Origin of the sequence: Bradyrhizobium sp. 521_C7_N1_3 (genome assembly GCF_052075975.1) — a bacterium.
Lineage (GTDB): Bacteria > Pseudomonadota > Alphaproteobacteria > Rhizobiales > Xanthobacteraceae > Bradyrhizobium > Bradyrhizobium japonicum.
The window spans coordinates 4,759,484-4,777,762 of sequence record NZ_CP197232.1 but is presented as its reverse complement, the minus strand read 5'-3'; the positions used below and the strand labels follow the sequence as shown (position 1 = coordinate 4,777,762).

The window sequence follows — 18,279 nt, the reverse complement described above, 5'->3', positions numbered from 1 at the left end:
GCCACCCGCAGATGGCGTTTCTACTGTGCATGGGGTTGTTTTGCGGAATTTGGTGTCGGGTCGGTTCGCGAACGCCTACCGCCCCGTCTTCACCCTCGTCCACAACCGGTTGATGACCCGCTGCGTCGCCGGCTCGCGCGCCGTGATGACGAACAGCTTTGAGAGCGTCGCCTCGTCCGGATAGATGTTCTTGTCGTTCAGTATCTTTGGATCGACCAGCTTCTGGCTGGCGAGGTTGCCGTTGGCGTAGGACAGGAAGTCCGAGTTCTTGGCCGCGACATCCGGGCGATAGAGATAGTTGATCAGCTCGTAGGCTTCCTTGACGTTCTTGGCATCGGCGGGGATCGCGAGATTGTCGAAGAACATCTGCGCGCCCTCCTTCGGGATGGTGTAGCCGATCTCGATGCCGCTCTTGGCCTCCGCCGCGCGGGCGCGCGCCTGCATGATGTCGCCGGACCAGCCGACCACGAAGCAGATCTCGCCGGTCGCGAGCGCGCTGAGATATTCGGACGAGTGAAACTTGCGTACGGACGGACGGACCTTGGCGACGACGTCGGCGGCCTTCTCGAGATCCGCCTGCTTGGTCGAATTCGGATCGAGCCCGAGATAGTTCAGCGCCGCGGGGAAGATGTCGTCGGCGGAGTCGAGCATGTGGACGCCGCAGTCTTTGAATTTTGCCAAATTCTCCGGCTTGAAGACGATGTCCCAGCTGTCGATCTTCGCGTCGGCTCCCAGGATCTGCTTCAGCTTGGCGACGTTGTAGCCGATGCCCGTCGTGCCCCACATGTAGTTGGCGGCGTAGACATTGCCGGGATCGTAAATGCCGAGGCGCTCGGTCACCACGCCCCACGCATTGGAGAGGTTCGGCAGCTTCGACTTGTCGAGCTTCTGGAAGATATTGGCCTTGATCTGGCGCTGGAGGAAATAGGCCGTGGGCACCACGACGTCGTAGCCGGACTTGCCGGCCATCAGGCGCGTCTCCAGCGTCTCGTTGGCATCGAACGTGTCGTAGACCACCTTGATGCCGGTCTCCTTGGTGAAGGCCTCAAGGACGTCAGGCGCCATGTAGTTCGACCAGTTGTAGAAGTTGACGACCCGCTCCTCGGCTCGTGCCGGGGCGGAAAGCAACGTCAGCGCCGCGGCGATTGCAAAACCAAGGCAAAGCCAGGAAAAGCAAAGCCTCACGCGGCCGACGTTCGTCATCTTTCCTACCTCTTGCGTCCGCGCACCGCGTCCGACAACCGCTCCAGCGCGGTGTCGAGGGTCTCGTCCTTCTTGGCAAAGCAGAAGCGCACCACGGAGGTCACCGCGTCTTGCTCGTAGAAGGCCGACACCGGGATCGCCGCGACCTTGTAGTCCTTCACGATCCGCCAGCAGAACTCGGTATCGCTCTCGTTGAGCCCGAGCGGCGACAGGTCGACGGTGAGGAAGTAGGTGCCCTGCGACTTCAGCACGGGGAAGCCGAGGCTCTCCAGCCCCCTGGTCAGGCGGTCCCTACTCCGCGTCAGGTCCTTGCGCATCGACAGGAAGTAGTCGTCGGACTTGCCGAGCCCATAGGCGACGGCGGCTTGCAAGTTCGGGGCGGTGGTGAAGGTCAGGAACTGGTGCACCTTGGCGGCCACCCGCAGCAGCGGCGGCGCGGCGCAGACGAAGCCGATCTTCCAGCCGGTCAGCGAGAAGATCTTGCCCGCCGAGCCGACCTTGATGGTGCGCTCCCGCATGCCGGGGATGGTGATCAGCGGGATGTGCTTGTGCTCGTCGAAGGTGACATGCTCCCAGACCTCGTCGCAGATCGCGATGACGTCGAACTCCTGGCAATAGCGCGCCAGCAGCTCGAGATCCTCGCGCGGATAGACCACCGCGGAGGGATTCAGGGGATTGTTGAAGAGCACCGCCTTGGTCTTTGAATTGAAGACGCTTTTCAGCATGTCCTCATTCAGCCGCCAGTGCGGCGGCTCGAGGCGGACGAGCCGCGGAATGCCGCCGGCCTGGCGGATGATCGGCAGGTAGGAATCATAGACCGGCTGGAAGCAGACCACCTCGTCGCCGGGCTGGACCACCGCGAGGATCGCCGAGGTCAGCGCCTCGGTGCCGCCGGAGGTCACCATCACCTCGCTCATCGGGTCGAGCTTGAGGCCGTGCCAGTGACCGTAATGGGTCGCGATCGCCTGGCGCAGTTCCGGCAGGCCCATCATCGATGGGTACTGGTTGTAGCCGTTCAGCGAGGCATCGGCCGCGGCGCGGCGGATGTCCTCAGGCCCGGGATCATCAGGAAAGCCCTGGCCGAGATTGATGGCGTTGTTGTCGCGCGCGGCCTGCGACATCGCTTCAAAGATGGTGACGGGAAGGTCGGCAAAGACCTTGTTCAGCGAGGAGCTCTTGGTCGTCATCGCGAGGTCAGCCACCGACCTTGCTGGGAAGACCCGCCGCCTTCCAGCCCAGCATGCCGCCGGCCAGATGCTTGTCATAAGGCAGACCCGCCGCCTGCGCCGCGAGCGAGGCCGTCACCGAGCGCTTTCCGGAGCGGCAGGCGAACACGACCTCCTTTCCTTGCGGATCGGGGATCGCCTTGGGATCGAAGGTCGAGAGCGGAACCACGACGCCGTAGGGATAGGCCTCGGCTTCGACCTCGTTCGGCTCGCGCACGTCGACGAGCAGATAGCGCCCTTCCGCGACACCCTGGGAGACCTCGTCCGGGGTCAGATCCTGTACCTGGTTTGCCACATCATCCTCCAACGTCCGGGCCTGCGCCGGGGCGATCCCGGCGGGCGGCAACCTCGCCTCTCGGCAGGCGAAAATCAAGCGCTACAAAGGCTTGAGCTGCATGCCGCAAGTTAAAGCTAAATCGCAGCGACTTGAAGTGCGGCTTTCAGGATGCCTGAAACTCCTGCTTAGCATCCCACCACGCGCTCGGTGTCATTCCCCGCGGAAGCGGGGAATCCAGTACGCCGCGGCCTATCGATTCAACCACAATTGTCTCGGAGCACCGGATCGCCCGGTCAAGCCGGGCGATGACAGCGGTGGAGACGGACAGAGCACGCCTCGGCTCTAGATCGTCACCTGGGTACCGACCTCGACCACGCGGCCGGAGGGGATCTGGAAATAGTCGGTGGCGTCGTTGGCGGAGCGGCTGAGCGAGATGAACAGCCGGTCCTGCCAGCGCGGCATGCCGGAATGGACGGCGGGCTTCAGCGCCCTCCGCGACAGGAAGAACGAGGTCGACATGATGTCGAACTGCCAGCCGAGCTTGCGGGCGATCGCCAGCGCCTTCGGCACGTTGGGCGATTCCATGAAGCCGAACTTCAGCGTCACCTTGGAGAAGGTCGGCGAGATCTGCTCCAGCCTCACCCGCTCGGCCGGATCGATCCGCGGGGTCTGCGCGGTCTCGATAGTGAGAATGACGTTCTTCTCATGCAGCACTTTGTAGTGCTTCAGACTATGCATCAGCGCGGTCGGGGCGCTGAGCGGGTCCGAGGTCAGGAACACCGCGGTGCCGGGCACGCGCTGCGGCGGCCGCTTCTCCAGCATCGCCACGAGGTCGGCGAGCGGGAATTCGAGCTTGCGCGACTTCTCGAACAGCAGCCGGCTGCCGCGCCGCCACGTGTACATCAGGATGATCATGAGTGCGCCGAGCGCCAGCGGCACCCAGCCGCCCTCGAACACCTTGAGCAGGTTCGCGGTCAGGAAGGTCAGGTCGAGGCACAGGAATGGGGCGATCAGCGCCGCGGCGGCGAGCGGCTTCCACCGCCAGCCCTTCCAGATCACCACAAAGCCCATCATCGCCGTGACCACCATCGTGCCGGTGACGGAGATGCCGTAAGCCGAGGCCAACGCGCTGGAGGAACGGAACAGGAGCACGAGCAGCACCACCGCGACCAGCAGAAGCTGGTTGATGCGCGGGATGAAGATCTGGCCCGAATGGGCTTCAGAGGTATGGCGAATCTCGAAGCGCGGCAGCAACCCGAGTTGAATCGCCTGGCGCGTCAGCGAATAGGCACCGGTGATGACGGCCTGGCTCGCGATCACCGTGGCGGCGGTGGCGAGAACGACCATGCAGCCGCGGAAAAAGCCTTGTGGGAACAGCTGGAAGAACGGGCTCACGATCGCGCCGGGATCGCCGAGGACGAGAGCGCCCTGCCCCAGATAGTTCAGCGCCAGCGACGGCAGCACGATAAAAAGCCAGGCGGTCTGGATCGGCCGCTTGCCGAAATGGCCGAGGTCGGCATAGAGCGCCTCGGCACCGGTGACCGCCAGGAACACGGCGCCCAGCGTCACGAAACCGATGATGCCGTGGTGGAACATGAAGGACACGGCGTAGAGCGGGTTCAGCGCGAACAGCACCTGCGGCTGCTCGATGATCGGGTGGATGGCCGCGGCCGCAATCACCGCGAACCAGACGCACATCACGGGACCAAAGAACGCGGCGACGCGGGCGGTGCCGCGCGACTGCACGGCGAACAGGCCGACCAGGATGATCACGGTCAACGGAACGATGTAGGGCTCGAAGTGCAGCGTGATGTCCTTCATGCCTTCGATGGCCGACAGCACCGAAAGCGCCGGCGTGATCACGGCGTCGCCGTAGAACAGGGCGCCGGAAATGATGCCGAGCAGGACAATGGTCGCCCCGCCGGTGCCGACCGCGCGCTGGGCCAGCGCCATCAACGCCAGCGTGCCGCCCTCGCCATTATTGTCGGCACGGAGCAGGATCACGACGTATTTGAGCGTCACCACGACGATGAGCGCCCACAGGATCAGCGAGAGCACGCCGAGCACGGCCGCCGGCGTCGGCACCCCCTCCACGCCCGAGGCCGCCATCACCGCCTCGCGGAACGCGTAGAGCGGGCTGGTGCCGATATCGCCGTAGACGACGCCGATGCTGCCGAGCGTCAGCGCTCCGAAACGGGCGGTGGTGTGGGCTTCGCCATGCCCATTGGCCGCCGCCGTTTCCGGGGCGGAAATCGCTACGTCACTTGTCATGGGAGAGCCCAGTGGCCTCTAGAATGCTTCACTGCACAACGGCGGAAGAGCGCGCGGCTTATAGTCCTGCGCTGCCGGCATAGCCTAGCCCGATTTTGGGCCTTTGCCATGCGAAATTTGCATGGGTTGGCCGATTGCGTTCAGATGGTGACTTGCGTGCCGACTTCAACCACCCGCCCGGTCGGAATCTGGAAATAGTCGGTGGCGTCGTTGGCGGACCGGCTCAGCGCGATGAAGATGTGATCCTGCCACAGCGGCATGCCCGACTGCGCCGAGGCCTTGAGCGACCTTCGCGACACGAAGAACGAGGTCGACATGATGTCGAACTGCCAGCCCTGCTTGCGGGCGATCGCAAGCGCCTTCGGCACGTTCGGCTGCTCCATGTAGCCGAAGCGCAGCCTGACCTTGGAGAACTTGTCGCTGATCTTCTCCATGCGGAACCGCTCGGACAGGTCGACCCGCGGCGTGTGCGCGGTCTCGATGGTCAGGACCACGTTGTGCTCGTGCAGCACCTTGTTGTGCTTGAGATTGTGCAGCAGCGCGGTCGGCACGAAGGCGGGATCGCTGGTCAGGAACACCGCGGTGCCCTTGACGATGTGCGGCGGTCGCTTTTCGAGGCTGCGGATCAGGTCGTCGAGCGGCACCTCGATCCGGCGCGTCTTCTGGAGCAGGATGCCGGTCCCCTTGCGCCAGGTCCAGATCGTTCCCGCCATGGCGACGCCGAACAGCAGCGGCACCCAGGCGCCCTCGAGCAGCTTGAGCAGATTGGCGCTGAAGAAGCTGATGTCGACGACGACGAAGGGCACGATCACCGCCGCAGCCGTCGCGGCGCGCCAGTTCCACAGTTTCCAGATCACGACGAAGCCCATGACGCCGTCGGCGACCATGGTAGTGGAGACCGCGATGCCGTAGGCCGAAGCCAGATTGCTGGGGGTGTGGAACAATAGCACCAGCAGCATCACGCCGATCAGCAGCAGCCGGTTGACACGCGGCAGATAGATCTGGCCGGCATGGGTCTCGGAGGTGTAGCGCACCTCGAAGCGCGGCAGGAGACCAAGCTGCACCGCCTGATAGACCAGCGAGTAGGCGCCGGTGATCACGGCCTGGCTCGCGATCACGGTCGCCGCGGTCGCAAGTCCAACCAGCGGCAGCACCAGACTCTCGGGCACCATGCGATAGAACGAGTGCTCGATCGCGCTGGGATCGGACAGCACCAGCGCACCCTGCCCGAAATAGTTGATCAGGAGCGCGGGCAGCACGAAGAACATCCAGGCCGACTGGATCGGCTTGCGGCCGAAATGGCCGAGATCGGCGTAGAGCGCCTCGCCGCCCGTCACCGCCAGGAACACGGCGCCGAGCGTCACCAGGCCGATCGTGCCGTGCGACAGCAGGAATTGCAGCGCGTAATAGGGGTTGATTGCCGCCAGCACCGACGGATCGTCGGCGATGTGCACGGCGCCCATCAGCGCAAGAACGGCGAACCAGACCACCATCACCGGCCCGAAGGCCGAGGCCACCAGCGCCGTCCCCTTGCTCTGGACCGCGAACAGCAGCACCAGGATGATGACGGTGAGCGGCACGACATAGTGTTCGAAGGCGGGGGTCACGAGCTTCAGACCCTCGACCGCCGAGAGCACCGAGATGGCCGGCGTGATCATGGAATCGCCGATGAACATGGAGGCGCCGACCACGCCGAGCGCGAGCAGGAACCAGCTTCGCCGCCCGAGCGCGCGCTGGCCGAGCGCCATCAGCGAGAGCGTGCCGCCCTCCCCGTTATTGTCGGCGCGCAGCAGGAGCAGGACGTATTTGGCGGTGACGACGATAAAGAGCGCCCAAAGAATCAGCGAGAGCACGCCGAGCACCATGACCCGCGAGACCGGCTCGCCATGGGCCGCGGCCTTGACCGCCTCGTGGAATGCGTACAGCGGCGAGGTGCCGATATCGCCGAAGACAACACCGATGCTTCCGAGCGTCAGGCCCCAGAAACCCGAGGTGACCGGCCCGTCCTGAGCGTCGGTCGATGTGATGCTCGCCGTCATGTGAGATGAGAAACGCTTCTTCCCGAGAATTGATCCGGCGCCTTTTGACCGTTCCGGCGCGCCTGTCAATCGGCCCACCACCATAGCAGCCGCCGGGGCGGTTGCTGTGACGGCGCGGCAACGATTGTCGCCAGCGCGACGACATGCCTCAGGTAAGATGGTAGCGCAAGTGCCTAGAGCCTTCCGCTCCGCGGGAAGCGCTCTACGGCTTCAAATTCGGCGGCAGCGGCGGATCCTCGCGCATCAGCGTGATCGTCACCCGCCGGTTGGCCGCAAGCGAAGGATCGTCCGGAAACAGCGGCTGGGTGTCCGCCTTGCCGGCGACGGCGAAGATGTGGGACGGCGGCAGGCCCTCGCGTTCGAGGATCTGACGCACGGCATTGGCGCGATCGGCCGACAGGTCGAAGGCGCCATAGTCGCTGCGGGTCGGCACGAATCCGGCGGCGGTGTGGCCGGCGATGGAGACACGGAGCGGCGTTGCCTTCAGCGGGATCGCGAGCTTCTCGATCAGGCGGCGGGTGCGGTCATACGGCACCTTGGAGCCGTCGGCGAACATCGAGCGGCCATCCTGATCGACGATCTCCAGGTTGAGGCCCTGCTTGGTCTCCTCGAACATGATGTGCTTGGACATCTCGGTCAGTTCCGGCATGTCCTGCAGCGCCTGGCGCAGCGAGGCGGCGGCGAGCGCGAATTTGCGGTCGACCTTGATCTTCGCGCCCGACGTGCGGTCGCGGTCCTCCTGATCCGGCGTCGGCGTGTTGGAGGCGTCCTCGGGCTGGATGTGGTCGACGTTCTTCAGCCGCGGGCGGGTCGGCAGGCCGTCGGACTCGACGATACCGGCGTAGCGCGCCTCGCTCTGCACGCCGAATGCGTCGCGCATGGAGCCGGCGACGATCTTCAGCTTGTTGGCGTCCTGCGTCGAGAACGCGACGAGCATCACGAAGAAGCTCATCATCAGGCCCATCAGGTCGGCGAAGGTCACGAACCAGCCGTGACCGCCACCGTGAGCATCGCCGCGCTTCTTCTTGGCCATCTCTCGAGATCCCGGGCGGCGGCTTTACGCCGGCACCGGCTCGCCCTCGGCATGACGATGCTTCTCCGGCAAATAGGCCAGCAGCATTTCGCGTACGAGCGTCGGGCTCTTGGAGTCGCGGATCATCAGAATGCCGTCGATGATCAGCGTGCGGTTGGTTTCCTCGTCGAGCAGCTTGCCGTGCAGCTTGTCGGCGATCGGCAGACAGAACAGGTTCGCGACCAGCGCACCGTACAGGGTTGCGAGCAGCGCGGTCGCCATGAACGGGCCGAGCTTGGAGGGATCGGTCATGTTGGCGAACATCTGCACCATGCCGATCAGGGTGCCGATCATGCCGAAGGCCGGGGCGCAGTCGCCGATGGCGCGGTAGATCTTGCTGCCTTCGTCGAGGTGCATGAGGAAGTTGTCGCGGTCGCGCTCGAGATTGTCGCGGATGAAGTCGAGGTCGTAGCCGTCGGCGACGTAGCGGATGCCCTTGGCCAGGAACGGCTCGTCGGTCTCGACCTTTTCGAGGCCGACCGGGCCCTGCTTGCGGGCGATCTCGGCGATGCGGGCGAGCTCGTCGACGAGGTCGTGCGCCGACAGGCGGCTCATGGTGAAGGCGAACTTGGCGCCGAGCGGAAGGCCGTGCAGGAGCGCGCTGAGCGGAAAGCGGATCATGGTGGCCGAGATCGAGCCGCCGAAGATGATGATCATGGCATGTTCGGAGATGAACATGTGGAGGTCGCCGCCCATGAAGATCATCGCCGTAATGACGATGATGCCCGCAATGAGCCCGACGCTCGTCATGATATCCATGGGACACTCCAACGCGAACGCAACAACGGCCGTCCTGGCCGCTGGCGCGGCCCAACCCCGAACCGCATCGGAAACCCTAGAGCGCCGCCCTTAAAGCCGCGTAAAGGTTAAGTTGAGCCGGGGTGCCAGACCGGCGCAGCGCGCTGACAGGACGCCGGCCTTGCCCGCGACCGGCCGGAATCTCAACACTTCGCTAACCATGATTGCGGCGCGCCAGGACGGCAGCTCAGGACGAAAGCCCGGTCAACTCGAGGCTGAGCGCGCGCAGGCGCCTGCGCGCGCCGGCATCGTAGGCCTGCGGATTGGCGCGCATCTCGTTCATGCCGTTGAAGAACAGTCCGCTCTTGCCGGCGACATCGTCGCCTTCGACGAGGTGCAGGATCGCCGCACCGCCCTGCTCCACCGTCGAGATCGGCGTGATGCCGCCGGCACGCACCATCGTGGTGTTCATGTAGGTCGCCGGATGCAGCGCGTTGACGGTGATGCCCATGCGCTTCAATTCCTCCGCGAAATCGATGGTGAACATGATCTGTGCGAGCTTGCTCTGGGCGTAGGCGCGCGAGCCGCTGTAGCCGTTGCTGATCATGACGTCGTCGAAATCGATCGGATGCTGACCGAGCGAGGCAACATTGACGACGCGCGAAGGTGCCGCGGACTTCAACAGCGGCAGCAGCAGGTGCGCAAGCAGGAAGCCCGAGAGGTAATTCACGGCAAAGCGCAGTTCATAGCCGTCCGGACTCTCCTGCCGTTGCGGTCCGTCGTTCTGCGAGCCGATGCCGGCGTTGCTGACGAACACATCGAGACGCCGGTGATCGCGGATAACGGCTGCGGCGAGCTCTCGCGTACCTGACATCGACGACAAGTCGGCCTCGTAGAATGTCGGCGCAGTGTGGCCGGCCTGCACGATCTGGTCGATCAGCGCTTTCGCGCGCGCGGCATCGCGGCCGTGGATCAGGACCCTCGCACCTGCTTCGGCCAAGCGGCGCGCGACGTAGCGGCCGACGCCGTCCGTCGAACCGGTGATCAGGATTGTTTTGCCAGTCATCTTCATTGTGCGTCCTCCGACTGCGGCCCTGCGCCACATCCGCGACCAGAGATCATGCAGTATTCTATCGCCGGGCGGCATGCTCCATCGCAGGAGCCGTTTTGCCATGTTGACGCTGTTCGGTCTTCTCACCGCGCTGCCCGCGGTGCTGGCGCTCCACCTGCTCGAGCCAGGGCTCGTCCTGCCGGTGTTCAGCGTCTTGCTGTTTGTCGAGGCGGGCTTTGCCGTGATCGCAGCGCGCTTGATTCACGCCCCTGATAATGCCGACAACGTCACCCTCTGGGATCTCGCCGGCGGCTTCACCCTGATCGGATGCGCCGCCGTAGTCTTCGGCGAGCCGGATCAGGCCGCCCTGTTTCTGACGGAACAGGGCGGCCCCCGGCCGGCAACGCGGCCCTAAGTCGTTCGGTCGCCCGTTAGTGAATCTCCGCCGAGCGCTTCAGTGCGGCCTTCAGCTTCTCCAGCGAGAAGTCGGGGCTGCGCGCGATCTCCAGGATGGGCGTCTCGCGGCGGCCGCAGAGCTCGGCGGCCTCGGGCAGCTTTGCGGCGATGTCGAGCGGGATCACGATGGCGCCGTGCTGGTCGGCATGGATCAGATCGTCGGATTTCACGGTCATGCCGGCAACGCGCACCTCGCCGCCGAAGCTTTCCGCATGCACCCAGGCATGCGACGGGCCGATCGAGCCGGCCAGCGCCTGGAAGCCCGGGGCCCATTGCGGGATGTCGCGGATCGAGCCGTCGGTGATGACGCCGAGGCAGCCGAGCGCCTTGTGCACGTTGCTCTGCACCTCGCCCCAGAACGCGCCGTAGCCGACGTCGGGACCGTCGATGTCCTGGATCACCGAGATGCGCGGACCGTGGCCGGTGCCGACATATTCGTAATATTCGATGCGGCGCTTGGACTGCTCTTCGGCCGGCAGCGAGGACTTCAGCACCGAGCGGATCGCAACCGTGCGGGCATAGCCGACGATCGGCGGCAGGTCCGGAAACGGGCAGACCAGTTGCTTGGTGGTGTAGCCGATCAACCGGCGCTCCGGCGCCACGATCTCCATGGCATTGCAGATCGTCGGGGTGTCGTAGCGGCCCAGCGCTTCGAGGACGGCAGCGGGCAGCGGCCCGGTCGCGGTATCAGTCACGGCGTTCTCTCCCAGATTGGCGGCCGCTGTTGGCGCGGTGCCGCCGGCACAGGGCGATATAGCCGAGATCAGGCTTCAACCCAACTCGGCCGCCTTCATGGCAGATATCCGCGAAAACCGCTCAGTGCAGCCGCCCCGGCCGGTCGTCGTCGTGCGGCGGCTCCGACAAATTGGCCAGCGTCGGCGCCGAAGGCGGCGACGGGACCTCGCCTTCCGACGGCGCGGTGGCCGCCATCGCACGCGCCTGGTCGCGGTAGGATTTGTAGCCGAGCGGCAAACCGAGCAGATACAGCACCGTGCCGATCGACAGCACGTGCCAGGGATAGGCGATCAGGATAGCGATGAAGACGATCACCGCGACGAACGCCGGCAGCACCAGCTCGGGCGGCACGCGCATGCGCTTGGTCTTGCCGGAGAATACCGGCAGACGCGACACCATCAGGAAGGCGATCAGCAGCGTATAGGCCGCCGTCACCGCCGCGGGCAGCCGGCCGAGATCGAGAAACGCGACATAGATCGGCAGCAGCACCGTGATCGCGCCGGCCGGCGCCGGCACACCGGTGAAGAAATTGGCGGCGAAGGCCGGCTTGTTCGGATCGTCCATGGTGGCGTTGAAGCGCGCGAGCCTCAACCCCCCGGAGATCGCGAACACCATGGCGGCGATCCAGCCGGCATTGCCGAGCTCGTGCAGCTGCCAGAAGTACAGCATCAGGCCGGGAGCCACGCCGAAATTGACGAAGTCGGCGAGGCTGTCGAGCTCGGCGCCGAACTTGGACTGCCCCTTGATCATGCGTGCGACGCGACCATCGATGCCGTCGAGCGCGGCCGCGAACACGATGGCGTAGACCGCGAGCGTCATCCGCCCCTCGATCGACAGCCGGATCGAGGTCAGGCCGGCGCAGATCGCCAGCAGCGTGATGACGTTGGGCACCAGCATCCGCACCGGGATCGGGCGGAACCGCCGGCGGCGCACGTCAGGATCTTTGAAATCGTAGGGGGTCATGGCTTACCTCAAGGCGAGATATAGCAAGCCGCGTCCCCCTCCGCCATTGCGGCGGAAGGCCCTGATGCACCGACCAATGGTTAATTGGCGCGGTAGGCGCGGCTTGGGTCGTCCCCGGCAAGATCGGCCAAAATCGTCTCTCCGGCGATCGCGGTCTGGCCTTCCGACACCAGCGCCTTGGTACCCAGCGGCAGGTAGACGTCGAGGCGCGAGCCGAAGCGGATCAGGCCAAACCGCTCGCCCGCCCCGATCGCCTGCCCTTCCCTGACGAAGCAGACGATGCGCTTGGCGACGAGCCCTGCGATCTGGATCACGCCGATCTTGGCCGTCGGCGTCGTGATCACGAGCGAGTTGCGCTCATTGTCCTCGCTCGCCTTGTCGAGCTCGGCGTTGATGAACAGGCCCGGCCGGTAGGCGATGCGGTCCACCCTGCCCGCGATCGGGCTGCGGTTCACGTGGCAGTTGAACACGCTCATGAACACCGAGATGCGCGGCAGCGGCCGGTCGCCGAGCCCGAGCTCGGCCGGCGGCAGCGCCATGGTGATCATCGAGACGCGGCCGTCGGCCGGCGACACCACGAGTCCCTCGCGCACCGGCGTCACGCGCACGGGGTCGCGGAAGAACAGCGCGCACCACACGGTCAGGATCGTGCCGATCCACCCGAGCGGCGACCACAGCCAGAACAGGATCAGGCTTGCCAGCGCAAAGCCGCCAATGAAGGGATAGCCCTCCTTGTGGATCGGCGGGATCTGACGCTGGATCGAATCGAGGATGGACATCGCTATCTGCCGCCTGGAAGTTGATGGCGCCGGGTCGCCCCCGCGCGGTGGAGTTGTTTAGGCCAGAGTTGGGACCCGAGACAAGGTCACTCCGCGGCCGCTGACGTCGCGAGGGCGTCGTCGACCGGCGGCGGCTCCCGGTTGGGCGCCTCGCTGGAATCCGCCATCTGGGCCAGTTTCTCGCGTGCCGCTTCGGCCTCGCGCTGCCTGTTCCACATGCTGGCATAGAGGCCGCCCTGCGCGAGCAGCTTGGCGTGGGTGCCCCGCTCGGCGATCCGGCCCTGGTCCAGCACGATGATCTCGTCGGCGCCGACGATGGTGGAAAGCCGGTGCGCGATCACCAGCGAGGTGCGGTTCTTCGCCACGCGGTCGAGCGCGCCCTGGATCTCGTGCTCGGTGTGGGTGTCGAGCGCCGAGGTCGCCTCGTCCAGCACCAGGATCGGCGGCGCCTTGAGCACGGTGCGCGCGATGGCGACGCGCTGCTTCTCGCCGCCGGACAGCTTCAAGCCGCGCTCGCCGACCTGGGTCTCGTAACCCATCGGCGCCATGCGGATGAAATGGTCGATCTGCGCCAGCCGCGCCGCTTCTTCGACCTCGGCATCATCGGCATCCCAGCGGCCGTAGCGGATGTTGTAGCGGATGGTATCGTTGAACAGCACCGTATCCTGCGGCACCATGCCGATCGAGGTGCGCAAGCTGGCCTGCGTGACCTCGCGAATGTCCTGGCCGTCGATCAGGATCTTGCCGCCGGAGACATCGTAGAGGCGGAACAACAGACGCGAGATGGTCGACTTGCCCGCCCCCGACGGGCCCACGATCGCGACCGTCTTGCCGGCCGGCACCTCGAAGCTGATGCCCTTGAGGATCGGCCGCGTCGGCTCATAGGCGAAGCGCACGTCCTCGAAACGCAGATTGCCGGCCGAGACCACCAGCGGCTGCGCATCGGGCATGTCCTTGATCTCGGCCTCGCGTCCGAGCACGTTGAACATCTTCTCGATGTCGATGATGGCCTGCTTGATCTCGCGATAGACCATGCCCATGAAATTCAGCGGCTGGTAGAGCTGGATCATCATGGCATTGACCAGCACGAAATCGCCGACCGTGTTGGTGCCGTTGCGCACGCCGATCGCGCACATCAGCATGGTCGCGGTCAGCCCGAGCGTGAAGATCACGGCCTGGCCGGTGTTGAGCACCGCGAGCGAGGTATAGGCCTGAACGCTCGACTCCTCGTAGCGCGCGACCGACTTGTCGTAACGCTGCGCCTCGCGCGTCTCCGCGCTGAAATATTTCACGGTCTCGTAGTTGAGCAGCGAGTCGATCGCCTTGGTGTTCGCCTCGGTGTCGGAATCGTTCATCTTGCGGCGGATGCCGATCCGCCACTCGGTCGCGATGTAGGTGTAGTACATGTAGACCGCGACCGTGATCAGCGTCGCCACCACGTAGCGCCAGTCGAACTGCCACAGCAGCACCGCCAGCAGCAGCGTGACCTCGACGATGGTCGGGATCAGCTGCAGGATCACCATGCGCACGATGACCTCGATGCCCTCGCGGCCGCGCTCGAGCACGCGCGTCAGGCCGCCGGTCTTGCGCTCGAGGTGAAAGCGCAGCGACAGCTCGTGCATGTGGATGAAGGTGATGGTGGCGAGCTTGCGCACCGCATGCATGGCGACGCGAGCGAAGATGCCGTCGCGCCATTGCGTCAGCACAGCCATCAGGATGCGCGTCACGCCATAGCTTGCGGTCAGCAGCAATGGCGAAGCGATCACCCAGAGGTGCCAGTTGTCGGGCTGCACCGGCGCGGTGTTGGCGCCGGTCAGCGCATCCGTCGCCCATTTGAAGCTGAACGGCACGGTCAGCGTGATCAGCTTGGCGGCGAGCAGCAGCACCATCGACCAGACCACCCGCATCTTCAGGTCGAAACGGTCGCCCGGCCAGATATAGGGCCACAGATGCGCCAGCGTGCCCATCAGCGTGGCCCGCTCCAGCGGTCCGCCTGCGGGAGGATCGGGAACGTCTGCGCCGTCGAACGATTGAGGTTGGTCCATCAAGAAGCCTGAAAGCCCGCCGGGTGCGGGCAGCGTTACGAATTGCGATTTTCGCCCGTCATATAAAGCCTTCCGGATGGCAGCGCACCCCGCCAGATGGCGAATCTTTGATTGTTTGTCGCCATTTACCGGTAGATTTCCGGGGGATCCGAATCACCGATTGGGCTTGACGCCCCTTCGCTGCAATGCATCATGGCACCAATGAGCACGATCAAAACTGTCTGTGTCTATTGCGGCTCCGGCCCAGGAACCAATCCCAGCTTCACCGAAGGCGCCAAGGCGTTCGGCAAGGCCCTCGCCGAGAGCAACATCCGCCTGGTCTATGGCGGCGGCTCGCTCGGCCTGATGGGCTCGGTCGCGACCTCCGTGCTCGATCACGGCGGCACCGTCACCGGCATCATTCCCGAATTCCTCCGCAAGCGCGAGAACGCGCTGACGCGCGTGCAGGAGATGATCGTCACCCCCGACATGCACGAGCGCAAGCGGCTGATGTTCGAGCGCTCCGACGCCTTTGTGGCACTGCCGGGCGGCGTCGGCACGCTCGAAGAGCTGGTGGAGCAGTTGACCTGGAAACAGCTCGGCCGTCACGCCAAGCCGGTGCTGCTCGCCAACTTCGACAATTTCTGGGAGCCGCTGTTCTCGCTGCTGTCACACATGCGCCAGACCGAGTTCATCCGCGCCGGCCTTTCGGTCGACATCCTCAAGGCCGATCGCGTCGAGGATATTCTGCCGAAGCTGAAGGCGGCAGCGGCACAGATCGCCGAATCTGAAACGCAGCTCGCCCCGGAAGTGGCGCGCAAGCTCTAGCGCCTTACTCCGCCGGAAACGTCACCGCCTCGATCCGGTTGCCATCGGGATCGGTCACGAAGGCCGCGTAGTAGCGCACGCGGTCATGCGGACGGATGCCCGGCGCGCCGTCGGACGCACCGCCGGCGGACAACGCCGCGGCGTGAAACGCATCGACCTCGGCCGTCGTCTTCGCCCGCAGGCAGATGTGCACCCCGCTCTCCGGTGCCACGCGCGGCATTCCCTCGCGTAGATTGATCCAGAACTCGGGATAGGCCTTGCCGAAGCCGATTGTCCGCGGCCGCGTGACGAGGCGCGTGAGGCCGAGCGCGGCGAGCGTGGTCTCGTAGAATTTTGCGGAGCGTTCGAGGTTGCTCACACCGACGGAGATGTGGTCGATCATGGCCTGCTCTCTCCCTACCCCAACTGTCATCGCCCGGCTTGACCGGGCGATCCAGTACTCCGTGACGCCGGTGATTGAACCGAGACGCTGCGGCGTACTGGATACCCCGCCTTCGCGGGGTATGACAGTTGTACCAGGAACTACGCCGGCGCCCCCGACTTCACCAGCTTGTAGATCACCGAATCCATCAGCGCCTGGAACGAGGCGTCGATGATGTTCGGAGACACGCCAACCGTGGTCCAGCGATCGCCGTTCTCGTCCTCGCTCTCGATCAGCACGCGCGTGACCGCGCCGGTGCCGCCGTTGAGGATACGGACGCGGTAGTCGATCAGCGTCAGGCCCTCGATGTACTTCTGGTACTTGCCGAGGTCCTTGCGCAGCGCGACGTCGAGCGCGTTGACGGGGCCGTTGCCTTCGGCGGCCGAGATCAAGCGCTCGCCGGCGACGTCGACCTTGACCACCGCAAGCGCGACGGTGACGCGCTCGCCGTGCGAATTGTAGCGCTGCTCGACGTTGACGTCGAACTGCTCGACCTCGAAATAATGCGGCACCTTGCCGAGCGTTCGCCGCGCCAGCAGATCGAACGAGGCGTTGGCGGATTCATAGGCGTAGCCGGCAGCCTCACGCTCTTTCAATTCCTCGACCAGCCGCGTCAGCTTGGGATCGCTCTTCTCGTAGGCGATGCCGGCCCGGTCCAGCTCCGCGATGACGTTGGAGCGTCCGGCCTGGTCGGACACCAGCACCTTGCGGTGATTGCCCACCAACTCGGGCAGCACGTGCTCATACGTCTGCGGGTCCTTCAGCACGGCGGAAGCATGAATGCCGGTCTTGGTGACGAAGGCACTCTCGCCGACATAGGCCGCATGCCGGTTCGGCACGCGGTTGAGCATGTCGTCGAGCGTGCGCGAAACCTTGACGAGAGTAGCGAGCTTTTCGGGCGTGACGCTGATCTCGAAGGCGTCGGAAAACTCCTTCTTGAGCTTCAGCGTCGGGATCAGCGAGCACAGATTGGCGTTGCCGCAGCGCTCGCCAAGGCCGTTCAAGGTGCCCTGGATCTGCCGCGCGCCGGCGCGCACCGCGGCGAGCGAATTGGCCACGGCCTGCTCGGTGTCGTTATGGGCATGGATGCCGACATGGTCGCCCGGGATGTGCTTCGTCACTTCGGTGACGATGGCCTCGATCTCGTTCGGCATGGTGCCGCCGTTGGTGTCGCACAGCACCACCCAGCGCGCGCCGGCCTCATAGGCGGCCTTGGCGCAGGCGAGCGCGAAGGTTGAATCCTCCTTGTAGCCGTCGAAGAAGTGCTCGCAGTCGAGCATGACCTCGCGGCCCGCGGCCTTCGCCGCCGTGACGCTGTCGCGGATCGACGCCAGATTTTCTTCCTTCGTCGTCTCCAGCGCGACGCGCACCTGATAGGCGGATGACTTCGCCACGAAGCAGATCGCATCGGCCTTCGCTTCGAGGAGCCCGGCCACGCCGGGATCGTTGGAGACCGAGCGCCCTGCCCGGCGCGTCATGCCGAAGGCCGTGAAGCGCGCATGCTTGAGCTTGGGCTTGGTGCCGAAGAACTCGGTGTCGGTCGGATTGGCGCCGGGATAGCCGCCCTCGACATAGTCGATGCCGAGATCGTCGAGCATCGCCGCGATGACCTGCTTGTCCGTCAGGGTGAAATCGACGCCGTTGGTCTGCGCCCCGTCGCGCAGCGTGGTGTCGAACAGATAGAGACGCTCCTTGCTCATTGCGCGGCTCCGAGCGTCTTCTTCATCGTGGTGTTGGCGAGCCACTCATCGTTGATGGTGATGCTGTTACGCTGCATGGCGACATAGCCGCGCTTGGCGAAGAAGTTCTGCGCGGTGTCGCTGGCATCGACCGACAGGCTGGTTGCGCCGCGGCCGCCGGCGAGCTTCTCCAGCGCGTCCACCAGCATGGTCGCGATGCCCTGACCGGTCACGGCGGGATGCACATAGAGCATGCGGATGTGATCGGCCCCGCGCAGCGAGGCGAAGCCGACGGGCGAGCCCTCCAGCGTCGCGACCAGCGTCAGGTCCGCAGCGAGCCGCTTGCCGAACTCCTCGGTTTCCGCCGCCTCCATCCAGGCCTGCTGCTGCGCCTCGTTGTAGTCTTCGCCGGTCAGTTCCTCGATGCTTGCCGCGAAGATCGCGGCGAGGACCGGCACGTCATCAGGCAGGAACGGCCGCAGGCCGGGTTTTGGCAAAGTCTGTCCCATCGTCTTCA

16 protein-coding genes and 1 pseudogene are annotated in these 18,279 nt (G+C 65.1%); 2 read left to right on the top strand and 15 right to left on the bottom strand.

The window, feature by feature from the left end; genetic code table 11:
* Positions 1 to 75: 75 nt before the first annotated feature.
* The 8 genes from AB7008_RS21950 to AB7008_RS21915 all read right to left on the bottom strand — a co-directional run bounded on the left by AB7008_RS21950 (position 76) and on the right by AB7008_RS21915 (position 9,898).
* The gene (locus tag AB7008_RS21950) at positions 76 to 1,203 is read right to left on the bottom strand and encodes a polyamine ABC transporter substrate-binding protein (protein WP_441259524.1); all 1,128 of its coding nucleotides are present in this window, start codon (positions 1,201 to 1,203) and stop codon (positions 76 to 78) included.
* 5 nt (positions 1,204 to 1,208) lie between these two features.
* Positions 1,209 to 2,390 carry an aminotransferase gene (locus AB7008_RS21945; RefSeq protein ID WP_304493829.1) on the bottom strand — a complete coding sequence of 394 codons (1,182 nt, stop codon included), beginning with the start codon at positions 2,388 to 2,390 and terminating at the stop codon, positions 1,209 to 1,211.
* Positions 2,391 to 2,397: 7 nt separating this feature from the next.
* The gene (locus AB7008_RS21940; protein WP_028159339.1) at positions 2,398 to 2,724 is read right to left on the bottom strand and encodes a rhodanese-like domain-containing protein; all 327 of its coding nucleotides are present in this window, start codon (positions 2,722 to 2,724) and stop codon (positions 2,398 to 2,400) included.
* A gap of 324 nt (positions 2,725 to 3,048) precedes the next feature.
* Complete coding sequence (locus AB7008_RS21935) at positions 3,049 to 4,977, bottom strand: potassium transporter Kup (RefSeq protein ID WP_441259523.1); 1,929 nt, start codon at positions 4,975 to 4,977, stop codon at positions 3,049 to 3,051.
* 140 nt (positions 4,978 to 5,117) lie between these two features.
* Positions 5,118 to 7,016 carry a potassium transporter Kup gene (locus tag AB7008_RS21930; RefSeq protein ID WP_248882698.1) on the bottom strand — a complete coding sequence of 633 codons (1,899 nt, stop codon included), beginning with the start codon at positions 7,014 to 7,016 and terminating at the stop codon, positions 5,118 to 5,120.
* Positions 7,017 to 7,218: 202 nt separating this feature from the next.
* Positions 7,219 to 8,049, bottom strand: coding sequence for a flagellar motor protein MotB (locus AB7008_RS21925; protein ID WP_441259522.1), 831 nt, complete (start codon positions 8,047 to 8,049; stop codon positions 7,219 to 7,221).
* A 24-nt stretch (positions 8,050 to 8,073) separates the two neighbouring features.
* The gene (locus tag AB7008_RS21920; protein WP_014496127.1) at positions 8,074 to 8,847 is read right to left on the bottom strand and encodes a motility protein A; all 774 of its coding nucleotides are present in this window, start codon (positions 8,845 to 8,847) and stop codon (positions 8,074 to 8,076) included.
* Positions 8,848 to 9,073: 226 nt separating this feature from the next.
* Positions 9,074 to 9,898: an SDR family NAD(P)-dependent oxidoreductase gene (locus AB7008_RS21915; RefSeq protein WP_304493827.1), complete on the bottom strand. Its 825-nt coding sequence runs from the start codon at positions 9,896 to 9,898 to the stop codon at positions 9,074 to 9,076.
* Positions 9,899 to 9,998: 100 nt separating this feature from the next.
* On the opposite strand from AB7008_RS21915, the gene AB7008_RS21910 reads away from it, so the two are divergent.
* Complete coding sequence (locus AB7008_RS21910) at positions 9,999 to 10,292, top strand: hypothetical protein (protein WP_441259521.1); 294 nt, start codon at positions 9,999 to 10,001, stop codon at positions 10,290 to 10,292.
* Positions 10,293 to 10,308: 16 nt separating this feature from the next.
* On the opposite strand, the gene AB7008_RS21905 is transcribed toward AB7008_RS21910, so the two are convergent.
* The 4 genes and pseudogenes from AB7008_RS21905 to AB7008_RS21890 form a co-directional block, all read right to left on the bottom strand.
* Positions 10,309 to 11,028, bottom strand: coding sequence for an RraA family protein (locus AB7008_RS21905; RefSeq protein ID WP_028146688.1), 720 nt, complete (start codon positions 11,026 to 11,028; stop codon positions 10,309 to 10,311).
* 121 nt (positions 11,029 to 11,149) lie between these two features.
* Positions 11,150 to 12,031, bottom strand: a complete 882-nt coding sequence (locus AB7008_RS21900; RefSeq protein WP_028159345.1) for a CDP-alcohol phosphatidyltransferase family protein — start codon at positions 12,029 to 12,031, stop codon at positions 11,150 to 11,152.
* A gap of 80 nt (positions 12,032 to 12,111) precedes the next feature.
* Positions 12,112 to 12,819: pseudogene (locus AB7008_RS21895) on the bottom strand (phosphatidylserine decarboxylase); the annotation flags it as partial.
* Between the two features lie 77 nt (positions 12,820 to 12,896).
* Entirely contained in the window at positions 12,897 to 14,855 is a 1,959-nt protein-coding gene (locus AB7008_RS21890; RefSeq protein WP_441259520.1) for an ABCB family ABC transporter ATP-binding protein/permease, read from the bottom strand.
* 201 nt (positions 14,856 to 15,056) lie between these two features.
* Between AB7008_RS21890 and AB7008_RS21885 the strand changes: the two genes are divergently transcribed.
* Positions 15,057 to 15,662: a TIGR00730 family Rossman fold protein gene (locus AB7008_RS21885; protein ID WP_248882691.1), complete on the top strand. Its 606-nt coding sequence runs from the start codon at positions 15,057 to 15,059 to the stop codon at positions 15,660 to 15,662.
* Between the two features lie 4 nt (positions 15,663 to 15,666).
* Here AB7008_RS21885 and AB7008_RS21880 read toward each other — a convergent pair whose 3' ends face one another.
* The 3 genes from AB7008_RS21880 to AB7008_RS21870 all read right to left on the bottom strand — a co-directional run bounded on the left by AB7008_RS21880 (position 15,667) and on the right by AB7008_RS21870 (position 18,271).
* Entirely contained in the window at positions 15,667 to 16,044 is a 378-nt protein-coding gene (locus tag AB7008_RS21880; protein WP_441259519.1) for a VOC family protein, read from the bottom strand.
* Positions 16,045 to 16,184: 140 nt separating this feature from the next.
* Complete coding sequence (gene cimA / locus AB7008_RS21875) at positions 16,185 to 17,783, bottom strand: citramalate synthase (protein ID WP_441259518.1); 1,599 nt, start codon at positions 17,781 to 17,783, stop codon at positions 16,185 to 16,187.
* Entirely contained in the window at positions 17,780 to 18,271 is a 492-nt protein-coding gene (locus tag AB7008_RS21870; RefSeq protein WP_248882689.1) for a GNAT family N-acetyltransferase, read from the bottom strand. Before AB7008_RS21870 ends, cimA begins: the two co-directional genes overlap by 4 nt.
* Positions 18,272 to 18,279 lie beyond the last annotated feature (8 nt).

What these genes read in the sequence shown, in the direction of transcription:
- AB7008_RS21870 (WP_248882689.1), bottom strand. Translation starts at nt 18,271, where the DNA reads ATGGGACAGACTTTGCCAAAACCCGGCCTGCGGCCGTTCCTGCCTGAT.
- AB7008_RS21945 (WP_304493829.1), bottom strand. Translation starts at nt 2,390, where the DNA reads ATGACGACCAAGAGCTCCTCGCTGAACAAGGTCTTTGCCGACCTTCCC.
- AB7008_RS21885 (WP_248882691.1), top strand. Translation starts at nt 15,057, where the DNA reads ATGAGCACGATCAAAACTGTCTGTGTCTATTGCGGCTCCGGCCCAGGA.
- AB7008_RS21880 (WP_441259519.1), bottom strand. Translation starts at nt 16,044, where the DNA reads ATGATCGACCACATCTCCGTCGGTGTGAGCAACCTCGAACGCTCCGCA.
- AB7008_RS21930 (WP_248882698.1), bottom strand. Translation starts at nt 7,016, where the DNA reads ATGACGGCGAGCATCACATCGACCGACGCTCAGGACGGGCCGGTCACC.
- AB7008_RS21935 (WP_441259523.1), bottom strand. Translation starts at nt 4,977, where the DNA reads ATGACAAGTGACGTAGCGATTTCCGCCCCGGAAACGGCGGCGGCCAAT.
- AB7008_RS21900 (WP_028159345.1), bottom strand. Translation starts at nt 12,031, where the DNA reads ATGACCCCCTACGATTTCAAAGATCCTGACGTGCGCCGCCGGCGGTTC.
- AB7008_RS21890 (WP_441259520.1), bottom strand. Translation starts at nt 14,855, where the DNA reads ATGGACCAACCTCAATCGTTCGACGGCGCAGACGTTCCCGATCCTCCC.
- AB7008_RS21925 (WP_441259522.1), bottom strand. Translation starts at nt 8,049, where the DNA reads ATGGCCAAGAAGAAGCGCGGCGATGCTCACGGTGGCGGTCACGGCTGG.
- AB7008_RS21950 (WP_441259524.1), bottom strand. Translation starts at nt 1,203, where the DNA reads ATGACGAACGTCGGCCGCGTGAGGCTTTGCTTTTCCTGGCTTTGCCTT.
- cimA (WP_441259518.1), bottom strand. Translation starts at nt 17,783, where the DNA reads ATGAGCAAGGAGCGTCTCTATCTGTTCGACACCACGCTGCGCGACGGG.
- AB7008_RS21920 (WP_014496127.1), bottom strand. Translation starts at nt 8,847, where the DNA reads ATGGATATCATGACGAGCGTCGGGCTCATTGCGGGCATCATCGTCATT.
- AB7008_RS21910 (WP_441259521.1), top strand. Translation starts at nt 9,999, where the DNA reads ATGTTGACGCTGTTCGGTCTTCTCACCGCGCTGCCCGCGGTGCTGGCG.
- AB7008_RS21915 (WP_304493827.1), bottom strand. Translation starts at nt 9,898, where the DNA reads ATGAAGATGACTGGCAAAACAATCCTGATCACCGGTTCGACGGACGGC.